This window comes from Paenibacillus xinjiangensis, assembly GCF_059686975.1.
Genome location: NZ_JCAALS010000011.1, coordinates 60858 through 82224, shown reverse-complemented (window position 1 = coordinate 82224; position 21367 = coordinate 60858). Strand labels below are relative to the sequence as shown.

Sequence of the window (21367 nt, the reverse complement as noted above, 5' to 3'; positions counted from 1 at the left end):
TAAGAGCAAGTTCCTACATTCTATGGAGGTGTTCTTATTATGAGTCGTTCAAACAAAGTTGTCGTTCCAGGCTGCAAAGCTGCATTACATCAGATGAAGTATGAAATTGCAGCGGAATTCGGATTATGTTCTTCATATGCGAGTGGAGCAGGAGAAGATACGGAGTTCGCAGGCGAGCTTGGTGCCACGGGAGGGACAGGTGGACAAGTCCATTGGTCGGAGCTCTCAACACGTCAAGCAGGCTCGGTAGGCGGCGAGATAACCAAACGGTTAATTGCCCAAGCGGAATCTGTATTGAGAGGCTACCAATAAATCCAAGTGAAAAGCTAGGTATAAAATGGGCTATCCATTGACACCAAGCGACATTTTCGGTATTATACTGTTCTAGAGAGTTGTATAACAACCTTTCCCTTACGGGAAAGGTTCATTTTTTGTGTAGAATCTATGCACTTATTTCATACTAAGGCTGTAGGAGGTTGATACGTATGTCTGTTGTTCAAGGTCGTCACTTATTTACTTCGGAATCCGTAACAGAAGGCCATCCCGATAAGATTTGTGACCAAATCTCGGATGCTGTTCTTGATGCATTTTTGGAAGCTGACCCTAACGCGCGCGTAGCGTGTGAAGTTGCTGTTGCAACAGGTCTGGTTCTCGTTATTGGTGAAATTACCAGTACTGCGGATTATATCGATATTTCTGCCATTGCTCGTCGTAAAATCAAAGAAATTGGTTATACGCGCGCGAAATATGGCTTCGATTCCAGTACTAGTGCTGTACTCGTTTCATTGAACGAGCAATCCGCGGATATCGCTCAAGGCGTTAACGCTGCTCTGGAGAGCCGTGATGGTAAAGATATTCAACAGGAGAACGAAGACATTGGTGCAGGTGACCAAGGCCTCATGTTCGGTTTCGCAACGAACGAGACACCTGAGCTTATGCCATTGCCGATCGCTCTATCCCATCGTATTGCTCGTCGTCTTGCTGAGGTTCGTAAGAATGGTACTCTTGCTTACCTTCGCCCTGATGGTAAGACGCAAGTTACGATTGAATATCAAGATGGCAAGCCGCTTCGCGTAGATACAATCGTTGTTTCTTCGCAGCACGCGGAAGAAATCACTCTTGAGCAAATTCAGGCAGATATATTGGAGCATGTTATTAAGCCAGTCGTTCCTGTTGAATGGCTTGATGAGCAAACCAAATATTTCATCAACCCTACTGGCCGTTTCGTAATCGGCGGTCCTCAAGGCGATGCTGGTCTGACTGGACGTAAAATTATTGTTGATACTTACGGTGGTTATGCTCGTCATGGCGGCGGCGCATTCTCTGGTAAGGATCCTACAAAAGTTGACCGTTCTGCAGCTTATGCAGCTCGTTATGTTGCTAAGAACATCGTAGCTGCAGGTCTGGCTGAGAAATGTGAAATCCAATTGGCTTATGCCATTGGTGTAGCACAGCCGGTATCGATCAATGTGGATACGTATGGAACTGGTAAAGTATCCGAGGAGAAATTGGTTGAAGTTATTAAGAGCAACTTCGATCTTCGTCCTGCAGGCATTATCAAGATGCTTGACCTGCGTCGTCCAATCTATGGTCAAACAGCAGCATACGGTCACTTCGGCCGTACAGATGTAGACCTTCCTTGGGAACGCGTAGACAAAGCAGAAAAAATTAAAGCGGATGCTTTGGCATCTGTTAAATAATAAGCATGGATAGCTGCAAGCCCTGAATCTTCGGATTCAGGGCTTGTTTTTCGTTTAACCTACATTTTCGTACCCAAAAAGCCGACAAATAAGGTACGAGTGTAAATTTTTAGGGAGTGAATGGAATGAGCCGTTATCGTAACAAAATTAGTGTGCTGCTAACAATCGCATTAGTACTTCAAATCTCATTGCCAGGATGGTTGTCAAGATCGGAGTCGGTACAAGCGGCTTCTTCGGGGCCAATTGTTCTAAGCAAGAGTCCTGCAGATGACTTCACGAACGTTGGATTGAATGCCAAGCTGACCTTTACATTTGATGAGAATGTAACGAAGGGCAGTGGCTCCGCAGCCATCACCATTTATGACTATACGTTAAACAAGGTTTTTGAGAGCTACAATGTTGCAACTGATGGTCGCGTATCCATCGATTCAACTGGAAGAACCGTGACGGTACAGCCAAGTACAGCTTTTAATCTGAATACGAACTATTATGTGTTGATGGACCCAGGTGCCTTCGTCAATGTGTCGAATGGTGCTAATTACAGCGGTATTGCCAATGCAACAGAATGGAATTTCAAGACGATTGCTCAAGTGGATGTTACGCCTCCAGCACTTGAAGCCTTCTATAGCCCGACTAATGGAGCAATAAATGTGCCCATAACGACGGGTATTATTTTGCCCTTCAATGAAGTCGTCTATGCTGCAAGAGGGGATATCAGCCTGATCTCTGACGCAAGCAGTACAGCATATGATGATCGCCGGATTTCGGTAACGTCAAGTCAGGTCACTGGAAGCGGAACGTCAGCGATTTCGATTACTCCATCGAGCGCTTTATATCCGAATACAACTTATACGGTGACAATACCAAGCGGTGTATTACAAGATGGTTCAGGCAACTCTTATCCGGGAGCTTCTTGGCGCTTCACAACAGCCCCAGCCCCAGTGAATGTAACGGCTCTTGCGCCGTTAGATAACGCCACCTCTGTACCGGTAGCTAGCCAGCTTGTGGCAAGCTTCGACAAAGAGATTGTGGCTAAGGCAAGTAAATACATCCATCTCATAAGAGTAAGTGATAACTATGATGAGAAAATTTTAGCTGCGGATACGTCTAAAGTCAGAATTAACGGAGCAACAGTAACGATAACTCCGCAGAAGATGTTGGCTAATACGAGCTATTATGTTTTGGTGGATGCAGGCGCTTTTGCAGATAAAAATTCGGGTGAATGGTTCCAAGGGATCTCTAATGCCTCTACTTGGGATTTCACAACCGACCCAGGAGATGAGAAAGTCCCTCCAGTATTGGCTACACAAGCGCCATTATCTCCAGCTAACAACGGAGTAACGGGTGTGCTGAATACGAACCTCGAAATGGTGTTCAGTGAGCCTGTGTATCCAGTCTCGGGTAATATAGAAGTTCGCAACGTGGTAAACAATGTATTGTTCCGTTCGATCCCAATTACCTCAGACAATGTAACAGGAGGCGGAACGAATAAAATTACGATAAACCCGAATAAGGCGCTCTACGTTGGGGATTCCAATAAAGCCTTCGTCAATAACTCGCAGTATTATGTCGTTATAGGGAACCGTGCATTGCGAGATGCGGCAGGCAATTATTTTAATGGTATATCGGCTAACAATTGGACGTTCCGCGTGACACAGGACTCGGTTAAACCGACATTGGTGTCGACAAACCCGATAAAAGATAAAGATAATGTATTAACGAATTCAAATTTTTATGCGCTGTTTAGTGAAACGGTTGTAAAAGGGCCGGGCTCGATCTGGATCAAGCCTTCGAGCACCTCCACCTCGACAGAAGCAATACCTATTCAGGCTAATTATGTGGTTGACCCAGGCAACAATAATCAAATGATCATTCAGCTTCCAACTGGAACGACTCTGATTGGGAACACGAATTATTATGTTGAGATTAGTCCGGATGCTGTCTTAGATCTATCAGGAAATGCGTATGACGGAATTCAGAACCAATATCAATGGGCTTTCAAAACGATAGGGGAGGACAAGACAGCTCCGATCGTCAGCAAGCTGGAATACAGTGGCAGCGTCATCACCATGACCTTCAATGAAGAGCTGAATCCATATGTGATTCCTAGCGTAAGCAGCTTCTACATTACGGTGAATGGAGCTCTTCGTACAGTTACTTCAGTAGCCGTGTCGGGGACGCTGGTGAAAGTAACACTGTCCAGCGCAATAGTGAACGGGCAAGAAGTTAAGCTATCTTACTCGAAACCTTCGAATAGCGGTGGAATACAGGATATAGTGAATAATCAAGCAGAGAGTATTTCGAATAGTGATGTCACAGCGATAACGGATACGACAGCGCCAGTGCCAGTTAGTGGAGTGATATCAGGTAGTACTTTGACGATAAATTTCAGCAAAGATCTGGCATCGCCTGGTAGTTACGCTTATCAGCAATTCAGTATTAATATTGGTGGCACTTATTATTCGCCTAATTCCATCTATGTTAACGGGAGAGCTGTAACATTGACGTTCAACGGCTCTTATACGAATCAGCAGTCGGTGTATGTTACCTATTCACCAGGCGCATATCCTCTGAAAGATACATTGGGTAATAATGTTGCCGGGTTTACGAACTATAATCTGACAAGCGGTGTAAACCAGACTGCTCCAAAGCTGCTTAGCGCATTTACTAGTGGTTCGATTATCACACTAACCTATAACAAAACGCTGAGCTCAAGCTCAATTCCTTCGACGGCACATTACACGGTTTTTGTTAACAACGCATTAAGAGTTGTAAGCCAGGTAACCGTATCAGGTGATCGTATATTGTTATCGCTAGGTACGTCTGTATCATCAGGAGACGCAGTGTATGTTACATATGTAGCAGGCACCCCAAGACTGATGGATCAAACCGGATATACAGCGGAATCCTTCTCCTCTATTCTGGCACCAATCGGCACGGGGACAGGTTCTTTGAACGGAGCTATTATAAAAGGAACTACGCTTACTCTTACGTTCAATGAAACGCTGAATTCGAATTATGTACCGACATCAACACAATTTCTTGTCCGATCACAGACTTCTGTTCTTCCTGTCACGAAGGTAGTGGTGAGCGGATCTGTAGCTACACTAACGTTAAGCGCCGGAGCTAAAATAGGGGATTCGGTTAATATTACGTATTACTCTATGACGAACGGTTTCAGAACAACGAGCGGCAAAACGATAGAAACCTTTACAAGCGTGTCAGCAGCTAATCAGACTACACTGATAGATTCCCTCCCTGGTGACTTTGAAGAAGCGGCAGGAGGTGGGATTGGATTGAAAATATCTGCGGCCTCGACTGTATCAAGCGTGTCGTCAGCAGGCAATTACGCGAATAAATATACAGTATCCTCAGATAAAATTATTACAGCTTACCAGACAGCGAAAACAGCAGGACTAACTAAACCACGCGTCGTATTCAAAGTACCAAGTACAGAATCTGCTGCTATAGTTGCTGTGCCATTAAGTGCATTGCAAAGTGCAACTTATTACGGCGATGATGCGATGTTTGTCGTTCAATATGGCAATTCGACTTATGAGCTTCCGGTTAACTCTCTTAATTATGCGGAGCTAGCCAGATCCCTTAACTCAAGTGGCTCCGTGGGAGAACTTCTTATTGAGATTGATCAAGGCAGCTCAGTTCTCACAAGGGGATTAACTTCTGCTATAAGCTCTGCAAAGGCATCCATACTGGCAGGGCCGGTAAACTTTGAAGTGTCGGCCGTTAATGGCCAAACGAAAATTCCTGTTAATAACTTCAGCAGTTATGTCACACGTACAATAGAATCTGCAATCCCAGTGACAGCGAAGAGTGCAGCAGTCGTCTGGTATGATCCACAGGCAGGTGCCTTGTCTTATGTGCCTACGACGTTCGCAACTTCGGGAGGCAAGACAGTCGCAACGTTCATGCGTCAAGGAAACAGTGCATACGCTCTTGTGAACGGAACAGCTAGCTTCACAGATATAGGTAAGCACTGGGCAGGCACGACCATTGAAGCTTTAGCGAAAAAATATATTGTAGATGGACGCACCTCAACGAAATTCGAGCCGGAGAAGGCCATAACACGGGGCGAGTTCGCTACGTTTATCGCGAAGGGCCTTGGCCTGACTGGCAATAAGTCAGCGTCGACGAAGTTCAAGGACGTGAAAAGCAGCTCGACGATCGCAGCTTACATTGGTGCTGCTTCTGATGCAGGCATAGTGATGGGCAATACAGATGGAACCTTTAAGCCAAGCAGCTACATTACTCGCCAAGAAATGGCGGTTATGATGACGAGGGCTGCGAAGACAGCAGGCACGAGTGTATCTCTGCCTTCGACTACAGCTTCTTATCTGCAGAAGTTCACTGATCGCAGCAAGATCGGATCATGGGCACAAAATGATGTTGCCAAAGCCGTCTACACCGGCGTAATTACCGGCAAGACAACAACTACATTCAGTCCAACGACGAATGCAACAAGAGCAGAAGCGGTTGTTATGATTAAGCGGCTTCTCGAGTATGTTGATTTTCTAGCTTTATAATTTAATATTTTTAGGAAAAGAGACTGTTCCGTGTCAAATTATTGACGTGGACAGTCTCTTTTCTATTAATCTCAAGCTAGCGCACGGTGAGAGCGAAGAAAGAGGATGGATTCTGGAGAAGCGCCAGCGTTCGCCTTTGTCATTGGATTTCTACAAATTCCAACCTAATAGAAGAAATCCGAAGACAACAGCGATCGTAAGAAACCATCCTCATTCGCAGTGAATCACCGTGCCCACGAAGCACATCATCCTTTTTCTGCCCTCCCCTGCATTTGAACTTTAGGCTAGCGCACGGTGAGAGCGAAGAAAGAGGATGGATTCTGGAGAAGCGACAGCGTTCGCCTTTGTCATTGGATTTCTACAAATTCCAACCTAATAGAAGAAATCCGAGGACAACAGCGATCGTAAGAACCATCCTCTTTTGCAGCAAATCACCGTGCCCACGAAGCACATCATCCTTTTTCTGCCCTCCCCCGCATTTGAACTTTAGGCTAGCGCACGGTGAGAGCGGAGAAAGAGGATGGATTCTGGAGAAGCGCCAGCGTTCGCCTTTGTCTACGGATTTCTACCACTTCCAGCCTAATAGAAGAAATCCGAAGACAACAGCGATCGTAAGAACCATCCTCTTTCGCAGCAAATCACCGTGCCCTACGACAAAAAGTTCAATATTAATTATTATTAATATTTTTGCTACGTAACTTTTTTCCTAGTCTTGTAGTCTATAATTAATAGACTTGAAGATGGGAGAGTTGTTATAACAATGCGTAAGGTAGGAAGCAACATTGGGCGGCAGATGGGTGGCGTAGGCAAGAAACTGACAATTATCGTAATAGGTGGAGCATTATTAGGACAGCCGCTTGCATCAGCAATACCACTGAGCTGGAATCCGGCCAGAGTCGAGACGGCAGCAGCAGCAACGGCAAGCTCTACACTTAAGAAGCTATCGCAATCATACATAACAGCAGGAGCACAGAAATACGAATATTTGTGGACGACGACGCGCAGCGGCAAGTCCGCGCAATCGAACGTTCATGTCATAGAAATAGATTTAACGAATCCCTATGTTTCTCTTAATGCGTTAAGCGGCAAGAGCAATACGATAGGGACGCTGAATACGATTCAAAAAATGACGACAGAAAGCGGCGCAGTAGCGGGCATTAACGGGGATGTCTACATTACGAGCAGCGAAGGCTCTCCAATGGGCGCACAGATTACGAGCGGTACATTCATGTCCAGCCCCATGCAAATAAAAGGAATGTACGCATTTGCAGTAACGAAGGACCGCCAGCCCACGATTGACAGCTACACCTTTGAGGGGGCTGTAACAGCAGCAGACGGCGCATCATTCGAGCTGTCAGGTGTGAACCAATCGGCCTATATCCCGGAAGGTGGAACGTCGAACTATAGCCATGCGAACACGATGTATATTTATACGAGCGCATGGGGCGGGGCAGAGCGTCCGAAAAACTCATCAGCAACGCCGACGGAGGTGCTTGTCCGCAACGGAATCATTGAAGAGATCTCGTTAGGCTCACCGATAGTCGGACAAGCGCCAACAGATGGCTATATTCTGAGAACGCATGGTACGGCTGCTACATTCGTGAAGGAGCATCTGCAGGTGGGGCAATCCCTGCAATCCAGCTACTCATTGAAATCGTCAACGACCGGCAAATCCGTTGATCCTGCAGGCTTCGAGATGATGGTCGGCGGACATACAATATTAGTGAATAATGGGGCAGCCGCAACCTTCTCGCGTGATATTACAGGCGTGAGCGGCTCTTCCTATGTATCTCGCAGCGGTGTGGGCTATTCCAAGGATGGCAAGAGAGTCTACCTCATTACCACTGAGAAATACGGCGACAGTGCAGGTGTTAATCTTAAAGAGCTGCAGCAGATCATGGTTCAGCTGGGTGTCTATAAAGGCATCAATCTCGATGGCGGTGGTTCGACGACGATGGTGGATCGCCCACTAGGACAGTTGGCTGTCGGATTGACTCACTCTACGCAATACGGAACGACACAGCGCAGCGTCTCTAACGGCATCGGTGTGTTCACAACAGCTCCCAAAGGAAATCTGAAGGGAATAACCGTAAGTGGCTCTAACGTACTCTTCATTGGGCAGAAGGCTTCCTACACGGTAAAAGGCTATGACACCTATTACAATCCATATACGGTAGATGGAACGAACGCCACATGGAGCAGCGCAGGCTCAAGCGGCACATTCAGCGGTAATGAATTCACAGCGACGAAAGCCGGCTCGACGACAATTACCGTTAAATCCGGCTCTGTCACAGCGACCTATCCTGTTGAGGTGATCGCTGCAGATCAGATTGCTGATCTGAAGATCGATACAGCAGCCGGAATGCTATCCAAGGGATCGACTGTGTCGGTTCCAGTAACCATTACACTCAAGAATGGAAAGTCCTATAAACTAAGCGGCGATTCCCTGAAATGGGAGTATACCGGCTTCACGGCTACCCAGAGCGGCGATACCCTAACCGTTAACTCTGTTAACGCAGGAACGACGACAGGCTATGCTATTGGCCGCTACGACGGCTATCCGACGATGATTCCTTTCACACAGGGCGGCACAGAGAAGACGCTTGAAACCTTCGAGAGCGTAGGCTATGCAATCACACCGCAAGTAACTCCGGCCGCAACGACTACAGGCAGCGTTAAGCTCGTATCGGATCTGCCAGGACAAACGTCGAATAAGGCGTTGCAAATTTCTTATGACTTTAGCGCGGGTACAGGAACGAAGGCCGTATATGCCGTCTTTAACGGAACGAGCGGCAAGACGATAACAGGCTCACCAATCTCTATGACTCTGGATGTCTATGGAGATAAGAGCTTGAACTGGCTGCGTGCTGAGTTCACGGATGCAGACGGTAAGGCCCATCTTGTAGATTTGGCGAAGCAGCTGGACTTCGACGGTTGGAAAACAGTGAAGGCAGATCTGTCTTCATATGGGATGAAGTTCCCGGTCAAGCTGAAGCGTGTGTACGTTGTTACTGTGGCGGATGGCCAGGATGAACGTGCCGCTACGGGTACAGTAGGAATAGATAATATGAAGCTGCAATATCAAGCAGATGGTTCAAGCACAGCTAGCAATCATATTGAGATGAATATTGGCAAAAAGAGTGCGACAGTCAACGGAAAAGCGCTGACTCTGGATGTAGCTCCGCTTGAGCTGAATGGTACGACTTATGTACCTATTCGGTTTGTATCCGATGCGATGGGAGCAACCTTGAAATGGGACAATAAGCTCAATCGAGTAACCGTGCTAAGTGGCTCCAAGCTCCTTGAGATGGTTATTGGCAAGAAGGAAATCGTTGTCAGTGGCGCGCTTTCCGAGACACAGGTTGCTCCTATTATCCGAAATGGAAGAACACTGATTCCAATCCGTCTCTTCTCAGAGAAACTGGGTCTAAAGGTCGGATACGAGAACAAAACGAAAAAGATTACCATTGATTAAGAATGGACGACCTTTAACCAATGTGTGGTATGATAGAGTAGAATAACCTTCTATGAGAAAGGTTGCCGATCTTTCGTGGACCAACACATTGTCGATATTAACCGTGTAATTACGAATGCTATAAGTGTAATGGAAGACAGTAAGCTGCAGATTTATGAAATATGCGAAACGGCGCGTGCTGAACTGGAATCCCTTGGGCAAGAGCTTGAAATCGTGCTCGAGGAAACGGTCAAGACGATCGAAAGGGTCGATCATCTTGAACAGGATTACAGGCGCGCCCGTATTCGGTTGACGGAGGTCAGCCGTGATTTTGTCCGGTATAAAGAGGAAGATATAAAAGCCGCCTATGAAAAAGCAACGCAAATTCAGCTGGATCTCATGGTTTATCGCGAGAAAGAGACCTATCTAAAAACTCGTCGTGATGATCTGCAGAAGCGTGTGCGGAATGTCGAGCGCTCTATTCAACGGGCAGAGACGATAGCCTCCCAGATTAACGTTGTGCTGGAGTATTTGTCAGGAGACTTGAATCAAGTGTCCCAAATTCTAGAGACAGCTAAGAACAGACAAATGATTGGCCTCAAAATTATTGTGGCACAGGAAGAGGAACGAAAACGGATTTCCCGTGAAATTCATGACGGACCTGCTCAATCTCTGGCGAATATTGTCATTCGGACAGAAATTGCAGAAAGAATGTTAATAAAGAAGGAATTTCAACTAGTACAGGACGAATTAGTAGATTTGAAAGGACAAGTTCGTGCAGGTCTTGAGGATATCCGTAAAATTATATTTAATTTGCGTCCAATGGCTCTGGATGATTTGGGTCTTGTGCCTGCGCTTCGCAAGTTCGTCCAAGATTTTGAAGAAAGAACCAAAACCCGTACTGTCTTTGAAATGGCAGGGAAAGAAATCCGAATGCCTTCCGCTATGGAAGCGGGTATTTACAGGCTAGTGCAGGAAGCTTACACCAATGCTCATAAGCACGCAAGTGCTTCATATGTCACATTGGAAATTGCCTTTCAGCCGGACATGGTTACCATTACAGTTCTTGATAATGGGGTAGGTTTTCAAAGCGAACTTGTCGAAAATCAGGCTAGTCACAACTCCCACTTTGGCCTTCTAGGCATGCGAGAGCGTGTCGATTTACTCGAAGGGAGGATGGAAATAGACTCAAAATTAGGACAAGGGACGAAAGTTATATTTCATATCCCAATTTCAGCTGAGAATAGGAAGGAGTAAGATGACGAATGAACCAAGCTGCACCAGCCGTTAAGCAAAAAATTAAAGTTTTACTTGCTGACGACCACCAGCTCTTCCGAGAAGGGCTAAAACGAATTTTGAACATGGAAGACGATCTTGAAGTGATTGGCGAATGCGGGGACGGTATTCAAGTACTAGAGTTCTGCAATCATACGATACCCGAAATTGTGCTAATGGACATTAACATGCCGATCGAGAATGGCGTCGTAACAACTGAGAGGTTGAAGACGATATTCCCGGATGTGAAAGTCATTATCCTCTCCATTCATGATGATGAAAGCTACGTATTCGAGACCCTCCGCAAAGGGGCAACAGGTTATCTGCTCAAGGACATGGAGGCAGAGTCGCTGATCAATGCGATTCGTTCCGTCGTAAGCGGGTATGCCTACATTCATCCGAAAGTAACAGGCAAGCTGATTAATCAACTGCGCCGTATGACTTACTTGGATGAAATGGGTGTTATCTCCGGAGCAGCAGCTGCTCAAGAGCCTGGCGTGAAGTTCGTCGCAGGGGAAGACAATCCGCTAACTCGCCGTGAGGCAGAGGTGCTGAGGCTGATGGCCGAAGGCAAGAGCAATAAGCTTATTGGCGAGTTTTTATTCATTAGTGAGAAGACAGTTAAAAACCACGTCAGCAGCATTTTGCAAAAAATGGAAGTTGATGACCGTACGCAGGCCGTTATTCAATCAATCAAGTACGGCTGGGTAACACTGTAATCCGCTGTAAAAGTTAGATCAGTAAAGAAGCAGACCGGTTGACTCCTACAATTGCAGCAGGTCATGTTCGTGAAGATACATAGTAGGGTCCCGTGCCTTGAGGCACGGGGTTTTTTGTGTTTTTGGCAGGTAGGGGAGGACGTTAAATGGTGGAATATCCGGAGCTGAGGGGGGGATAAGACCCTGGGAGGGCGTTAAGTAGGGTGAAAGGTCCGGTGAATGAGCGGGGAAAGGTGTTTATTTGGAGGATAAGGTACTGGGAGGGCGTTAAATGGTGATAGATCCGGCGGTGAGAGGGGGATAAGACCCTGGGAGGGCGTTAAGTAGGGTGAAAGGTCCGGTGAATGAGCGGGGGAAGGTGTTTATTTGGAGGATAAGGTACTGGGAGGACGTTAAATGGTGGAATATCCGGAGCTGAGGGGGGGATAAGACCCTGGGAGGGCGTTAAGTAGGGTGAAAGGTCCGGTGAATGAGCGGGGAAGATGTGCAATCCCTTTATGATTCGTCTGAACTCGAAAGGGATTACACAAAAGAAGAGGAAGTGATGGAAGCTAGGCTAAAGGTTATTATAGTTGGATGCGGATTTTGTACTTAAACTGTAGGCGCGGATACGATGCTGTGTGTTCGAAGCAGCTATTAAATGTCGCTGATCTATAAGCTCTTTCATTAACTTCCTTGCATACTTGGGGCTTATACTCAGAAATGAGCTGATCTCCATAGGTGATACTGGTTTTTGGGGAATGCCCATATATCGGAGGATTTCTTTATGCTGAAGGGATAACGTGTGATCTGGTTTCAAGCTATAAAGCTTTCCAAACAATTGATGCAGAATTTGCTGACACTGGCGGGGCTTTCTTTTCACATCATCATAGGAAAAACGGATAATAGTCCAGTCGTCGAGCATAAGGTGATTCTGGCGCATAAGTCCGTCTGCGAATTGTGCTCGATCCGCGTCACGGCAATGAGGGCCATATCCGTCGATTTCGAAGCAAATTTTATAAGGTGCTCGCAGGTAAGCATAGTCTATGAATCTCTTCCCGTCTTTAAAGTCGCTAATCTCGAACTCACCATGCAAATACTCGAAATTTCCGATAGCAGGCCACCAAACTTGCTGTAAAAAAACATGCTCAGCATGCCTTTGATCCTCTAAGCGACGTTTTCTCTCTCCACTGCTGGCGGAGATCTGTGAGTATAACCATTCTGTAGAACGAATTTCGAACATATTATTCACTCCCCTATTAAAAATAAAAAAACCGCTCCTTCCGTAGTAACGGAAAGAGCGGTGTGCTTCACACGCCTGTAGCTTAAATGATGATAGCTGAACGGATATAGTTTTAATGATTTTATTTTACAGTATTGCTACTATAAAAGTCGATTACTCCTCGGGAAAAAGAAGGCTCAGCCTGTTTTGTGTAACTCGTCCTAAATGTCTGGAACCAGTGGGCGCACAGCGGCATATATTGTCACATAAAGGAGGTCGACGCCATGCTTGGAACATTGCTAGTTGTACTTGTCTGCTATGCCCTGGCCGCTGCACTGGTTCATCTTGCTTATTGGCTCAGCAAAGGAAAGGAGCGTGCAAGCAAGCATTATGTATTGGTTGCTCATAATCAGCATATGAAGCTGGAATGGTTTATACGTTCTTTCTTTTTATTTTCCCGACGGATGGGGACCGATGTGAAGCTGACTATAGTTGATGAAGGCTCGACAGAGCAGTCAACGGAAATTGTCGAAAGATTGCGCGATGGGAGCACGGCGGTCAGCGTTCATACAGGAGGCAATTCAGAGCTGGATACTCCATCGGACGGTAAGCGATACCAAGAGGATGAGGATCACTCTGGGTTGCTGTGGAGACTTCAAGCACAAGGTATCGTCACTTCCACAGAGCAAGCAGTATTGGTAGATTTGAAAAATCCCCATGATTTGTCGAAGATGCCATTTTGAGATATACTGGAAATAGATTAATAGCAGTTATGGAGTGAAGCACACCCCAATGATGCCGACGGCGTTGTTATGGTGTGCTTTTTTGCGTTGTCTAGACTGTCTGGAGGTGCAGGCACAGGGTATGAGTGATGGAGACGAAGGAAGGTTAATGGGAGATAGAAAATTAAATAACAGGGACGTAAAGGCTCCATATGTAGTCATATGCAGTCATAGGGGACAAGAAGTAGTTACTTGATAAGTGCAGCCGTAAGCAGTATAGCATAGTTACTATTGGAATAAGTCGTCGGCTGTAGGCAGTAAGGCGTAGTTCATGATGGTATCTGATTGGGGGTGCGTGGATGAAGGCTTCGAACTATTTAGTCTATATGGGCGGCCGTTGGTTTACTAATGTTACGATTGCACCGGAGGTCGACCGGGAATTCTGGTTGGAGGATGAGCTGGCGCAGGCGAGTGGGGCTCTAGGAATGAAGGGGAGACGGGATGTAGCTGTTGTAAACAGCATCCAACAGGCAGTCCATTGGAGATTGACAGGTCAGGCGACAGAAATATGGCTGTTGTGGAAGGAGCAGCTTCCACTTGGCGATGCTCTTCGCGCCAGGGATCTATGGGATGCTGCACCGGTTCAGGTGCATGAAGGCAAGGCGCTGGCTATGCTGGCGACTTGTATTGAGCAGGCGCGGCGCGAAGGAAGCGGCGCCGCGCCTGTAGGGCGCGTGCGTGCAGGAGTGCAGACAGGCGATAGCCTGCACGCATGCGCGGAGCGCTGGGAGCGAGCGGCCGCCGGGGGCGGAAGGCGAAGCCAGCCTTGTATGGAGCGCGGGCGAAGCCGCGCGGAAGCGGAGGCGCTGGCGGCCGCTGCGCAGCAGGCCGCAGGCGCTTTGCAGGGGCGTGCGCTGCTTCGCAGCGAAGCGCATGCCCTGCTTGGCAGCGCCGCGGCTAGCGGCAGCGGCGCTCTGCAGCTGGCGGCGCTGCTGGGCCAGCTGCGCCTGCAGGGCGCTGTCGCCGCCACAGCCGGCGGCGGCTGGCTGCGCCGCAGGCGCCAGTGCCGCTGCCTGCGCTGCGGCAGCGGCGAAGCGCACATGCATCGCACGCCCTGCGCGGCGTGCGGGCGCATGTGCGCCTACTGCTCGGCATGCCTCGCCATGGGCCGCAGCCGCGAATGCGAGCTGCTCCTGCTCGGCATGCCTACGCCCAATAGCGCTGTGCGCGCTAACGGCCGCGCTGCGGCTGACCTGGACCCAGCAGCGGGACTAGCCCGCTGGAAGCTGAGCCCGGCGCAGGCCGCGGCCACCACAGCGGCGCTTCGCTTCCTTGAAGCGCCGCCGAGCAGCCCATCTGATGCCCGCAGCTTTTTGCTGTGGGCAGTAACAGGAGCGGGCAAGACAGAGATGATCTTCCCGCTCGTGGAATCTATTATAGCAAGAGGCGGCAAAGCTCTCATTGCCACACCAAGGCGAGACGTCGTGCTCGAGCTGGAGCCGCGGATTAGGCGGGCTTTTCCACATACCAAGGTAGTAACTCTCTATGGAGGAAGCGAGCAACGCTTTGAGGACGGAGAAATCACGCTTGCAACGACGCATCAGCTGATGCGGTTCCAGCAGCGTTTTCAGCTCGTTATTATAGACGAATTAGATGCTTTTCCCTACCATGGCGATCCAATACTGCATTATGCAGCCGATAAATGTCGTGCGCCAGAAGCTGCCAGGCTGCTACTATCCGCAACACCGCCTGCCGAGCTCCAGCGATTAGTGAAACGGGGCAGGCTTCCGCATGCAAGAGTGCCTGTTCGTTATCATCGCCATCCGCTCCCTGTTCCGACGCTGCTCCGTACCATTCCTGTGAAGCAAATGCTCGACGCACAGCGAATACCATCAAAGCTTCTTGCAGCACTTAACCACTCCCTTCAGCGTGGGGCACAATTATTCGTGTTCGTCCAACGGATTGCACAAGTAAATAGAATGGCAGAGCTCTTAAGACGAGCCCTTCGGACCACCGCTGTACAAGGCACCTCCTCAGAAGATGAGCTGCGGACGGAGAAGGTTCAGAAATTCCGGAGTGGGGAGATAAGAGTGCTCGTCACGACGACCATTCTGGAGCGGGGAGTGACAATTCCTCGCAGCGATGTCTACATATTGGATGCTGAAGGACGATTATTCGATGAGGCTTCTCTCGTTCAAATGGCAGGGAGAGCAGGCCGTTCAGCTGACGATCCTAATGGTCTGGTTTATTTTTGCGCCCAAGAACGTACTCGCTCGCAGGTTGCTGCTGTCAAGCAGATTCGAACGATGAATCGGATAGCGGCATCCCATGGCTATCTTCTTAATAAGGAGGCTAGCCATCCGTGATAAGCACATTTATTCACAGCATGCTTACTCACTCTTCCGCTTCGATCCAGCAAGCGTTGCAGTGGCTTAGCCCATCAGACAGTCCATGTCCCTTCTGTGGCAAAGCGCTTGCCTCACCAGCTCGGCTAGGTGCAAGGCAGAGGAGCATAGCTCAGCACCCTCCACCTCATCTTCCTAAATCCTTCACACATGCCATATGCAGGTCCTGTCTAATCCATATTCCATGGCTGACCATGCTGAAATGCCGCAAATGCGGCAGAGGTATAGCATGCCGCGACTGTCCGCGTCGTTCTGATGCTCAATTCATCGCTAATCGGAGTGCAGTCCAATACAGCTGTGAAATGAGAGAGTGGCTGGCCCAATATAAATATCGTGGCAATGAACGGCTTGAGCCGATGCTTGCACACATGATGATTCCGGCATTTCTCTCTTTAACTAAGGAGCTGACTGCACAAGCTGGACAGATGTACCCAAGCAAGAATCGTACGACTAAGAGCAATAGCACTCAATCCTTATTCCAATTCCAATGGGATGCCATTACTTACGTTCCCGTCAGTCCCAAGCGCGCGGAGGAGCGGGGCTTCAATCAGGCTGAGCGTCTAGCGAGTCTCTTAGCACGGCAATTTCATATTCCACTAGCTCATTTGCTGGTGCGTGAACGGCATACGGAGAAGCAGAGCTTCAAAACAAGAGCCGAACGGATGCGAAATACTGAGCGTTTATTCACAGCTGTAGAAGGTGGCATTATCCCTTTCCTACATGTAGCAGCTCCCTATAATACTGCACAAAAGCCAATTATTCGCCATCCCCGTATCCTACTCATCGACGATATTTATACAACGGGGAGTACCATTCAAGCCTGCTCTGAGGCTCTGCAAGCACACTCGCCTTCACTACTAGATATCTATTCGCTCACTTGGGCTCGTTCTTAATCGGCTGAAGGGCAAGCAAGATTAATAGTGAAATGTTCAGAAATATCCGTTAGAATAGTATTCATAATAGAATGGGGGATGGGGTAATGGAAATAGAAAATTGTCCTCGCTGCGGTAAGATTTTTGCTAAAAATTTTCGTGATGTCTGCCCCGCATGCATCCGAGAAATAGATAAAGAATATGAGACCTGCTCTACATACCTTCGCGAGCAAAAGGGCGCAACGATTACAGAATTATCCGAAGCGACCGGCATAAGCATTAAGCAGATTACGAAGTTTATTCGTGAGGGCCGTATATCATTGTTCAACGCACCGAATATGTCGTATCCTTGTGAAGTTTGCGGAACTTTGATCAGGGAAAGTCATATCTGCGAGAATTGTCGTCAGCGGTTTGTGAAGGATGCGAATAAGCTGAAGTCATCCTTCGCCAGCCAGCAGAAGGACTCTCTTCAGACGAATTCAGCGCACAGTGCTTATCGGATTAAAGGGAGAGAATAAACAGCAATTAATGGTTATTTATAGTTATGTCTATAAAATTTCATTTCGTCCGAACCGATAATACTTGTACAAGGTTATCGGTTTTTTTATTTGTAGTTAAAAAATGAGGTGAATCAGTTGAAAATAAATGAAACCCAGCGTATTAGCGCTCTCAACCAATATCAGAAGCTGAATGAGTCTAGAGCGACCGGCACGAATAAGAAAGCGCAGAAGGATGCCGTCCAGATTTCAGCGGAGGCGAAGGAAATGCTCTCATCCAGTCAGATGAATAATGCAGATCGAGCGAAGCAGATTGAGCAATTGAAGCAATCCGTATCCACTGGTACTTATCATGTAGAAGCGGGCAAAATCGCTGAGAAGCTGCTGCCGTATCTTAGAAACAACCAGAACGAATAAGGACGGGTGAATCCGGATGTCCGTAGCACAGATCGTAGATATTCTGCAGCAGCAGTATAAGCTCTACGAGTCGCTTCTAGAGATGGAGAAGAACAAGAAGGATTTGATTATAAAAAACGAAGTTTTGCAGCTAAATGTCCTTACCCAGAAAGAGAAGCTGCTGACGGCTAAGGTGGAAGAGCTGGAGCGTGCTCGTACACAGCTTACGTCTCGTTATTTTAGAGATATCGGATTTAGAATCCGTACCAGTATTTTGTCAGAGCTCATTCGTGCGGTTAGCCATTTGGAAGAGAAAGAGCAGCTAGCTGCTCTTCATAAGCAGTTAACTGGTATTCTTGCAGAGCTGAAGCTCGTCAATGCTTTGAATCAGCAGTTGATTAATCAATCTCTTTCTTATTTGGATTTCTCGATTAATTTATTGGTGGAGGACCCTAACGAGGATGTCACCTACCAGCATCCGATGAGTCGCTTGCAAGGCAACAGACGCAATGGATTATTTGATAATAGAGCCTAATTAGGAGGCAAGTTCATGACCTCAACATTCCATTCCTTAGAAACATCGAAGCGAAGCCTGACAACACAACAAGTTGCGCTAAGCACACTCAGCCACAATATTGCTAATGCCAACACGCCTGGATATACGAGACAAAAGGTAACGATGGTAGCATCTAGACCAATCGAAGCGTATGGCATGTCGAAATCCAATGCTCCCGGGCAATTGGGAACAGGTGTCGAATACACATCTATCACACGTATTCGAGATGCTTTCTTGGATGCACAATATCGTGATCAGTCTGAAATTGCAGGAAGCACAGAAATCCAGATGGATACGCTGAGCAAGCTGGAGTCATTCGTGAATGAACCTTCCGATAGCGGGATTCGTACTGTATTGGAGAACTTCTGGGCCGCCTGGTCAGATTTGAGTAAAGATCCTGAGAATGTGACCGCACGTGAGATTCTAGTAGAAAGAACACAAGCGCTAGCAGATACCTTCAATGGCCTAAGCGGACAGCTGTCAGATTTAAGCGCAGATATTAACTCAACGATCGAGACAACAGCTGCTGAAGCCAATTCCTATATGTCTTCTATCGCTTCATTGAACGATCAGATCAAAAAAATTGAATCGCTAGGCGATAATGCGAACGATCTTCGGGATCAACGAGATCTTCTTACGGATAAACTATCCAAGCTAGTTAATGTTAACGTAGTAGAAACAGCTGATGGCTATGAGATTTCCATGGGCGGCGCGAACCTTGTACAAGGTGGAATCGTAACAGAGCTTAACGCTGCTGGGCTGACAGCTGCTTACGGCGGCGGTGGTGGTGGCCTAACAGGTGGAACGATACATGGTATGTTTGTATCTCTAGATGATGTGGCTGATTTTGTTGGACAGCTGGATACGCTTGCGAATACGATTGCCAATGGCGAGATCGAGGTTACAATTCCTGCAGGCTCTGTTCTTCCAGGCACCACAGTACCAACTGCAGCTGATCAGAAAATGACAGTCAAAGGTATTAATGGTCTTCATCAGCTTGGGTACACGCTTGAGAGCCCTGCTAGCGCTGGTCTAGCTATGTTCACAGCGAGTGATGGGGCAACAACAATTACAGCTGCTAACATCCAGTTGAATTCCGTTATCGCATCGGATTCTAATAAAATTGCTTCATCTATGCGTGCAACTACAAATGCTGGAGGCACTACTTCCGCCATTAAAGGGAATAATAGCTTGGCATTATTAATGTCTCAATTGACAGATGCGAAGTTCACATTCGATGAGACAGCAACCGGTGGCGGGGTTAAGACGGCTACAGTAGGTGATTTCTACAGCGCTGTAGTAGGAGCACTTGGCGTTAGAAGCCAATCAGCTGCAAGGGAGAATGCCAATGCAGAGGCACAGCTGGCTCAAGTAGATGGCAGCCGGATGTCCGTAAGCGGAGTCTCACTCGATGAGGAAATGGCGGATATGATTAAGTATCAATACGCGTATTCTGCAGCCGCACGTTACATGACAACGTTCGATGAAATGCTGGACAAGCTAATTAACGGAACGGGTACAGTAGGCCGTTAATAGCGGTGTCAGCTTAAACTAAAGGAGGTTCATTGCAATGGCGCTCAGAATTACGCAGGGTATGATGCATTCGCAGCTTAGCCGGAATATTAACAATAACCTGAAGACCATGTCAGACTTGCAGAATGTTTCTTCATCAGGTCTTAAATTAAATAAAGCATCAGATGATCCCGTAGGGATTACTTACTCGCTTCGATATCGCACCGAGCTTGCTGCTAATACACAGTATCAGAAGAATGCTGATCAAGCCCTATCATGGATGGATTTCACTGACACCGTCATTGGTCAAGCAGGAGATATCATGCAGCGGGTGAAGGAGCTAGCTACTAATGCGGCTAACGGTACGAATCCGCAAGAGGCATTGGATGCTATCCAGAGTGAATTAGTAGAGTTGAAATCTCAGCTTGTCGATATTGCTAATAGCAAAATGAACGGCAAGTATATTTTTAATGGTGAGAACTTTGATCAAATGCCTTATAACACGACAGATCCTGCCTTTGATGCGAAAAGTGTAGCAACAGATACAGGTAATGTTAACTATGCACTTGGGGCTAACTTAACAATGGGTATCAGTCTTACAGGTAGTGAAGTGTTCGGGGCTGCCGATGCAGCTGGAACAAGTAATAATGTGTTTTCAGTACTTGATCGAATTGCGACTGCAATAACAGCTGGGGACTATAGTGCCATATCGGCTGAAATCCCCAATATTGAGAATAGCTATGACCTTATGCTTAACGCAAGAGCTCAGATGGGAGCCAAAGTAAACCGAGTGGAACTCATGCAAAGTCGACTTGCCGACTTTGAACTCAGCTTAACGGATATGCAATCCAAAGTAGAAGACGCTGATCTAGAGCAAGTGCTAATTGATTCTACAACAGCTCAGACAATTTATGAGGCTTCTTTATCTGTTGGTGCTAAAGTTATCAGCAGGTCCTTGGTTGATTTCTTAGGGTAAGCAATGAAATAATATAAGAAAAGCCAGACGAAGCTATGGAATCGATAACGATACCGTAGCTTCTTGTCTTGCTATACAAAATGGAGCGTGAGCATGATGATGATACATACGAGCCGATTTGGACCATTGAAATATGAGAAAGAGCAAATGATTACGTTCGAATTAGGTATTCCTGGATTTAAAAATTACCGTAGTTATATGATAGTTAGCGTGGAAGATAGCCCTTTCCAATATTTGCAGTCATTAGAAGAAGGCTCATTAGCTTTTATAATTGTATCGCCCTTCGATTTTCACCCGGATTATGAATTTCAATTACCTGAGCAAGTGAAAGCGGAGCTAAGTATACAGAGTGAAGAGAATGTGGAGGTCTATAATATCGTTAGCGTCCAAGGAGAACTTATTAAGGCAACAATCAACCTTGCTGCGCCCGTTATTATAAATAGGTTTACTAACTCGGGAATTCAGTTAATACTGCCAGATGGCGGTTATTCTATTCATCATCCGCTGTTCGCGGAAGGAATACGGGCAGGAGGAGAATAAA

At 47.1% G+C, this 21367-nt stretch carries 16 protein-coding genes; 15 read left to right on the top strand and 1 reads right to left on the bottom strand.

The features are described 5' to 3' along the window. The first annotated feature begins 39 nt into the window (after positions 1–39). The 6 genes from AC6ESP_RS12905 to AC6ESP_RS12880 all read left to right on the top strand — a co-directional run bounded on the left by AC6ESP_RS12905 (position 40) and on the right by AC6ESP_RS12880 (position 11689). On the top strand, positions 40–312 hold the full coding sequence (locus AC6ESP_RS12905) for an alpha/beta-type small acid-soluble spore protein (protein WP_497097140.1): 273 nt from the start codon (positions 40–42) through the stop codon (positions 310–312). 173 nt (positions 313–485) lie between these two features. Continuing rightward, the gene (metK, locus tag AC6ESP_RS12900) at positions 486–1700 is read left to right on the top strand and encodes a methionine adenosyltransferase (protein WP_497097139.1); all 1215 of its coding nucleotides are present in this window, start codon (positions 486–488) and stop codon (positions 1698–1700) included. A 125-nt stretch (positions 1701–1825) separates the two neighbouring features. Then, on the top strand, positions 1826–6241 hold the full coding sequence (locus tag AC6ESP_RS12895) for an Ig-like domain-containing protein (protein WP_497097138.1): 4416 nt from the start codon (positions 1826–1828) through the stop codon (positions 6239–6241). A 760-nt stretch (positions 6242–7001) separates the two neighbouring features. Continuing rightward, positions 7002–9716 carry a stalk domain-containing protein gene (locus AC6ESP_RS12890; protein WP_497097137.1) on the top strand — a complete coding sequence of 905 codons (2715 nt, stop codon included), beginning with the start codon at positions 7002–7004 and terminating at the stop codon, positions 9714–9716. 75 nt (positions 9717–9791) lie between these two features. Continuing rightward, the gene (locus AC6ESP_RS12885; protein ID WP_497097136.1) at positions 9792–10952 is read left to right on the top strand and encodes a sensor histidine kinase; all 1161 of its coding nucleotides are present in this window, start codon (positions 9792–9794) and stop codon (positions 10950–10952) included. Positions 10953–10960: 8 nt separating this feature from the next. Beyond that, positions 10961–11689 carry a response regulator gene (locus tag AC6ESP_RS12880; RefSeq protein ID WP_497097135.1) on the top strand — a complete coding sequence of 243 codons (729 nt, stop codon included), beginning with the start codon at positions 10961–10963 and terminating at the stop codon, positions 11687–11689. A gap of 556 nt (positions 11690–12245) precedes the next feature. On the opposite strand, the gene AC6ESP_RS12875 is transcribed toward AC6ESP_RS12880, so the two are convergent. Further along, a complete protein-coding gene (locus tag AC6ESP_RS12875; RefSeq protein WP_497097134.1) occupies positions 12246–12911 on the bottom strand; it encodes a putative endonuclease domain-containing protein in 666 nt (221 codons plus the stop codon). Between the two features lie 263 nt (positions 12912–13174). Between AC6ESP_RS12875 and AC6ESP_RS12870 the strand changes: the two genes are divergently transcribed. From AC6ESP_RS12870 to fliW, 9 genes are all read left to right on the top strand, one after another. Beyond that, positions 13175–13633: a hypothetical protein gene (locus tag AC6ESP_RS12870; RefSeq protein ID WP_497097133.1), complete on the top strand. Its 459-nt coding sequence runs from the start codon at positions 13175–13177 to the stop codon at positions 13631–13633. 338 nt (positions 13634–13971) lie between these two features. Then, the gene (locus tag AC6ESP_RS12865) at positions 13972–15978 is read left to right on the top strand and encodes an ATP-dependent helicase ComFA (RefSeq protein ID WP_497097132.1); all 2007 of its coding nucleotides are present in this window, start codon (positions 13972–13974) and stop codon (positions 15976–15978) included. Then, on the top strand, positions 15975–16910 hold the full coding sequence (locus AC6ESP_RS12860) for a ComF family protein (protein ID WP_497097131.1): 936 nt from the start codon (positions 15975–15977) through the stop codon (positions 16908–16910). Before AC6ESP_RS12865 ends, AC6ESP_RS12860 begins: the two co-directional genes overlap by 4 nt. Positions 16911–16996: 86 nt before the next feature. Beyond that, entirely contained in the window at positions 16997–17407 is a 411-nt protein-coding gene (locus AC6ESP_RS12855) for a TIGR03826 family flagellar region protein (protein ID WP_497097130.1), read from the top strand. A 108-nt stretch (positions 17408–17515) separates the two neighbouring features. Next, complete coding sequence (flgM, locus tag AC6ESP_RS12850; protein ID WP_497097129.1) at positions 17516–17803, top strand: flagellar biosynthesis anti-sigma factor FlgM; 288 nt, start codon at positions 17516–17518, stop codon at positions 17801–17803. A gap of 16 nt (positions 17804–17819) precedes the next feature. Further along, positions 17820–18317 (top strand): flagellar protein FlgN, encoded by a 498-nt coding sequence (locus AC6ESP_RS12845; protein ID WP_497097128.1) that lies wholly within the window; start codon positions 17820–17822, stop codon positions 18315–18317. 15 nt (positions 18318–18332) lie between these two features. Then, positions 18333–19871: a flagellar hook-associated protein FlgK gene (flgK, locus tag AC6ESP_RS12840; RefSeq protein WP_497097127.1), complete on the top strand. Its 1539-nt coding sequence runs from the start codon at positions 18333–18335 to the stop codon at positions 19869–19871. Positions 19872–19908: 37 nt separating this feature from the next. Continuing rightward, a complete protein-coding gene (flgL, locus tag AC6ESP_RS12835; protein WP_497097126.1) occupies positions 19909–20826 on the top strand; it encodes a flagellar hook-associated protein FlgL in 918 nt (305 codons plus the stop codon). Between the two features lie 93 nt (positions 20827–20919). Beyond that, the gene (gene fliW / locus AC6ESP_RS12830; protein WP_497097125.1) at positions 20920–21366 is read left to right on the top strand and encodes a flagellar assembly protein FliW; all 447 of its coding nucleotides are present in this window, start codon (positions 20920–20922) and stop codon (positions 21364–21366) included. The last annotated feature ends 1 nt before the right edge of the window (position 21367 follow it).